General features: G+C 63.6%; 4 protein-coding genes and 1 pseudogene. 3 read left to right on the forward strand and 2 right to left on the reverse strand.

Translation table 11 applies throughout. The features are described from left to right. Window positions 1-855, reverse strand: an 855-nt coding sequence (locus tag WAW17_RS23175; protein WP_422335250.1) for a hypothetical protein, incomplete at its 3' end; no start/stop codon positions are given. A 235-nt stretch (window positions 856-1,090) separates the two neighbouring features. Here WAW17_RS23175 and WAW17_RS23180 point away from each other — a divergent pair. Both WAW17_RS23180 and WAW17_RS23185 read left to right on the forward strand, forming a co-directional pair. Next, window positions 1,091-2,944 (forward strand): AMP-dependent synthetase/ligase, encoded by a 1,854-nt coding sequence (locus WAW17_RS23180; protein WP_422335251.1) that lies wholly within the window; start codon window positions 1,091-1,093, stop codon window positions 2,942-2,944. 39 nt (window positions 2,945-2,983) lie between these two features. After that, a pseudogene (locus WAW17_RS23185) lies at window positions 2,984-3,621 on the forward strand (MerR family transcriptional regulator). A 51-nt stretch (window positions 3,622-3,672) separates the two neighbouring features. Here WAW17_RS23185 and WAW17_RS23190 read toward each other — a convergent pair. After that, window positions 3,673-4,221, reverse strand: coding sequence for a nucleoside deaminase (locus WAW17_RS23190; RefSeq protein ID WP_422335252.1), 549 nt, complete (start codon window positions 4,219-4,221; stop codon window positions 3,673-3,675). A 124-nt stretch (window positions 4,222-4,345) separates the two neighbouring features. Between WAW17_RS23190 and WAW17_RS23195 the strand changes: the two genes are divergently transcribed. Continuing rightward, on the forward strand, window positions 4,346-4,732 hold the full coding sequence (locus WAW17_RS23195) for a DUF5313 family protein (protein ID WP_422335253.1): 387 nt from the start codon (window positions 4,346-4,348) through the stop codon (window positions 4,730-4,732). Window positions 4,733-4,992 lie beyond the last annotated feature (260 nt).

Raw genomic sequence — 4,992 nt, forward strand, 5'->3', positions numbered from 1 at the left:
GGGCGCCTTGAAGCCGGCCGCTGTGTGCGGCGCATACACCGCCTCGGTGCCCGTGACCTCGATCCAGCCGGTGTTCTGGCGCGACTCGAGTCCTGCGAGTTGGTGCCCGTAGTCGTGGGCGAGCAGGCCGGCGCGGCGGCCACCCTGAGGCACACCGGCAGGCACAGCCATGCGGATACCCTCGCGGCTCGCCCCGGTCACCTCGACGGGCACGACGGCCGGATAGCCGTCCGCCTGCCGGTAGGCCAGCAGCCGGTACGGCAATTTTCTCGCGCGCTCACCGCACTTCACCGCATCGCTGCGCGGGCCGGTGCCCTTCTTCGGCGGCGCCTGAGGTGCCGCTTCGGTGTCCGGTAGCGGCATGCCGAAAACCTCGGGCTCACCCAGCGCGTTCAGGTCTGGCCAGGCGACAGCCCGGGTGACGGCCACCGTCACCACCACTCGGTCGGCGTAATACGCGTTCAGCCAGCGGTCCCAGAACAACACACCCCGGCGCGGCTCACCCAGGTACGGCACCGAACGTCGGCCGATCCTCTCGACCAGTTCCCGGTCGGGGTGGGGATCGAAGGACGCGTCACCCTGCACGAGCACATAACGATGGTTGTTACCGTCCCCGATGCCGTGCTTGCGCGCGTGATAGGCCAACGCCACCCTCGGATCGTCCTTGATGCGCTCGAGCTTGCGGCCGAAACCGAGCGAAGTGGTGAAGCCGACCGTGCCCTGCTCGCGGTCGCGCAACCCGATCGGCGATACCGCGGTCACCACCGCACCTCCTGCGGACGTGACAACGCCGAGACCGCAGGTGAGATCTCCGACGATGACGTCGTCGACCTCGTCCGACCAGGTAACCGGCACAGAAAATTCTAGCTGCGGCCGTCAGCGTTTCGTCCGAGAACAGCCTCTGTCGATGAAACTCCGGCGGCCACCGTGCGAGATCGAGCATCGGGGTCGCGGACACGCCCAACAGAAGAGCAACAGAGGCTCACAGACCCTCCGGCCGAGGGGCGGCCTGTGCGCCGTCGCGGCCCTCATCTCGCTCGCCATCGGCGAAACCTCCCCACGCGGGCGCACCGGTTCCTAGAATCGAAATATGGCAGCTCACCGCGTAACGGACGAGGTCATCGACCAGTCCAAGATCGATAATCGGGCTCCTTCGGTAGCCGCGCTGTTCCTCGAACGAGTGGCGCAATCACCGAACCACGAGGCGTTCCGTTTCGTGGACAGCAAGAACGGAGAAACGTGGACCAGCGTCACGTGGTCCGAAGCAGGCGAACGCGTCCGCAAACTCGCCGCCGGCCTCATCGCCCTCGGTGTCGAACCGGAGCAGCGCGTGGCGCTGGCCTCCTCCACCCGGTACGAGTGGATCCTCGCCGACCTCGCGGTGATGTGCGCCGGTGCGGCCACCACCACGGTGTATCCCACGAGCACCACCGCGGATGTCGCCTACATCGTCGCCAACTCGGACAGCCGTGTCGTCTTCGCCGAGGACCACGTTCAGCTGGACAAGCTTCGCGAACGTCGCAGCGAACTCCCCGAAGTGGACAAGGTGATTCTCATCGACGGGAATCCTCCCGAAGGTGACGACTGGGTGATCAGCTTCGCCAAGCTCGAAGACCTCGGGGATGAACTGCTCGACCACAAACCCGACGTCGTCGACCAGCGGATCGACGCCATCAAACCGGACGACCTGGCCACCCTGATCTACACATCGGGGACCACGGGCAGGCCGAAGGGCGTCCGGCTGCCGCACTCGGCATGGACGTACCTGGCGGCCGCGATCGACTCCGTCGACATCCTCGATCCCGAGGATCTCCAGTATCTGTGGCTGCCACTGTCACACGTGTTCGGAAAGATCCTGCTCACCCTGCCGCTGCAGATCGGCATGCCCACCGCCGTGGACGGGCGAGTCGACAAGATCGTCGAGAATCTGGCGGTGGTGCGACCCACGTTCATGGGTGCGGCGCCCCGGATCTTCGAGAAGGCGCATGCGCGCATCGTCACGATGGTGCACGAGGAAGGCGGCGTGAAAGCCAAGATCTTCGATTGGGCCATCGGTGTCGGACTCGCGGTATCCAAGGCCAAGCAGGCGGGCAAGCAACCATCCTTCCTGCTGTCCATCCAGCATGCCATCGCAGACCGGTTGGTATTCAAAACCATTCGGGAGCGTTTCGGCGGACGGCTGAAGTTCTTCATTTCGGGATCGGCGCCACTCAACCCCGACGTCGCGCAGTGGTTCGACGCCGTCGGCATCGTCGTTCTCGAAGGCTACGGGCTGTCCGAGACGAGCGCCGCGTCGTTCGTCAATCGTCCGTCCGCGTACAAGTTCGGCACCGTGGGCTGGCCCATCCCACACACCGACGTGAAGATCGCCGACGACGGTGAGATCCTGCTCAAGGGGCCCGGGGTGATGAGTGGGTATCACGACAACCCCGAGGCCACCGCCGAGTCGTTCACCGATGACGGCTGGTTCCGCACCGGCGACATCGGGGATGTCGACGAGTACGGATTCCTGAAGATCACGGACCGCAAGAAGGACATGTTCAAGACGTCCAACGGCAAGTACGTTGCTCCCTCGGCCATTTCGGCCACGTTCAAAGGCATCTGCCCGTACGTCGGCGAAATCATCGTCGACGGCGAAGGCAAGTCGTACTGTGTGGCGCTCATCAGCCTCGACGGCGAGTCGATCCACGAATGGGCCGCGCAACACGGTATGGGTGACAAGTCGTTCGCCGAGATCGCGAATGCGCAGGAGACGCGCAACATGATCGGCGGATACGTCGAGGAACTCAACGCCGGACTGAACAGCTGGGAGCAGATCAAGAAGTTCCGCATCCTCGACCGTGAACTGACCGTCGAGAACGGTGAAATCACGCCGAGCATGAAACTCAAGCGCAAGGTTGTGATGAAGAACTTCTCCGACGAGCTCGCCGATCTCTACACCTGACTTGACCCTCACGCGACGTCAGGCTGCACGCTGAAGAATGTGAGCGAGAGACACACTGTGGGCGTGGTCGCCAAGCTGATCGGCGTGAGCGTGCGAACGTTGCACCACTACGACGAGATCGGCCTGGTGACGCCGTCCGACCGCACCCTCAGCGGGTTCTTCGACGGCAACACGAGTTGCTGAAGGGGCGGATCGATCGCTTACGCCAGATGGCTACGGCCGTGGAGAAGATGATGGAGGTGAAAACGATGGGCATGCAATTGACACCCGAAGAACAGAACGAGATTTTCGGCGACAACTGGCTCGGTGAGGAATACGCCGCCGAAGCGCAGGAACGCTGGGGAGAGGGTGACGCGTGGAAGCAGTCCCAACAGCGGACCGCGAAATTCGACAAGCAGGACTGGGCGAGAATCAAGGCCGAAACAGACGCGTTCGAGGCGAAACTCGCCGCGGCACTGGCCGAGGGAGTCGAGGCCGGATCGGAGCGGGCCGACGCCCTCGCCGAGCAACACCGCGCGAGCATCGCCCAGTTCTACGACTGCGACCAGGACATGCAGGTGAACCTCGCCGAAATGTACCTGGCCGACGAGCGGTTCCGCAGTCACTACGACGATGTAGCTCCCGGTCTGGCGCAATTTGTCCGAGACATCATCGTCGCGAATGCTCGCCGGCAGTAGACAGCGGCAGAGCAGAACAGCGGGCAGCAGCAGAACAGCGGCAGCAGTGGATCAGTACGGGTGGCGGTCGGGCTTGTCGGACCACGCCTTGTAAGCCTGCGCTCCGAGATCCGGCCGGAACTGCTCGATCTTGATACGCCGCTGTTCGAACGGCAGAGTGAAATCTTCGTACTGGAAGGCGTCGTCGAACCCGATCGCGCTGGTGGCATCCAGGTCGTTCGCGAAATGCACGGCATCGAGTCGTGCCCAATAGATGGCGCTCATACACATCGGGCACGGCGCCCCACTGATGTAGATTTCCATCCCCATCAGCATTTTCGCCCGCTCCGGCACCTTGTCGGCCGAACCCTCGGGGCGGGGAACCAATTCCAGCGTCGTATCTTCGCGACGATCCTTCGCGATCGACGGCGCCTCCGTGTTGAGAACCTGCACCGCCTTGCGGATCGTTTCGATCTCGGCGTGAGCGGTGATGTCACCAGTCAGGAGGACACGATTCTGCCCACGCGCAATGATCTCGCCCTTCCGGGTGATGACCGCGCCGAAAGGTCCGCCCCAGTCGTTCACAACCGATTCCTCGGCCAGCCGGCAAGCCTCTGCCATCAGTTCCTCAGGTGTCACGTCTTCAGAGCCCCGATCTGCGAATGCGTCGTCCGGCATCGAGTTGTGGAGGAAAGTATGCCCTTCCCGCGAAGGTCATGCCGGGTATCGGCTCTATCCTGATGGTATGTCCGATACGCAACGCCCCAACTTCGCCCAGTACCTCGGGTATCTCACCGGCCGTACCCTGCCGGATTCCATGCAGGACTGGGTACGCAACGACCTCGTCGGGCCCGGCGCATCCATCCGTTACGTACTCCGATTCATGCTCCCCGTCGTTGCGGTGCTTCTCCTTTTCCTTCTCATTCCGGGACCGATCTGGATCCCGCTGGCGATGATGGCTCTCCTCCTGCTGCCGCTGCTGTACTTCGCGGTGGCGCTGATGAACATCTACCGTCGCCACCGCCTCCTCAGCCACGGCCTCGATCCCGATCTCCTGAACGAGAAGGCCCAACGTCGCGCCGACCGCACGCGGGAGGACTACGAAACGCGCCACGGGCGTACCCTCCGCTGACTTCCGGAGCGTGATGCAGCACACGTGAGCGACCGATAAGTAGTGAGTTAAAGTGGCGGCGTCCGAGTGGGTACCCCCACGAACCGCCGGTGCCATGGGCGCAGCGCAGGTTCCGAGCCTCGACGGGAAGAGCACATCCAGATGTCAGTCACAGATTCGGCCGCCACGCCCGATATTCACACGACCGCGGGCAAGCTCGCCGACCTGCGGGAACGTCAGGCACAGGCACAGCACCCGAGCGGGGAAGCCGCCGTCGAGAG

It is taken from the genome of Rhodococcus sp. (in: high G+C Gram-positive bacteria), from assembly GCF_049286785.1.
Lineage (GTDB): Bacteria > Actinomycetota > Actinomycetes > Mycobacteriales > Mycobacteriaceae > Rhodococcus_F.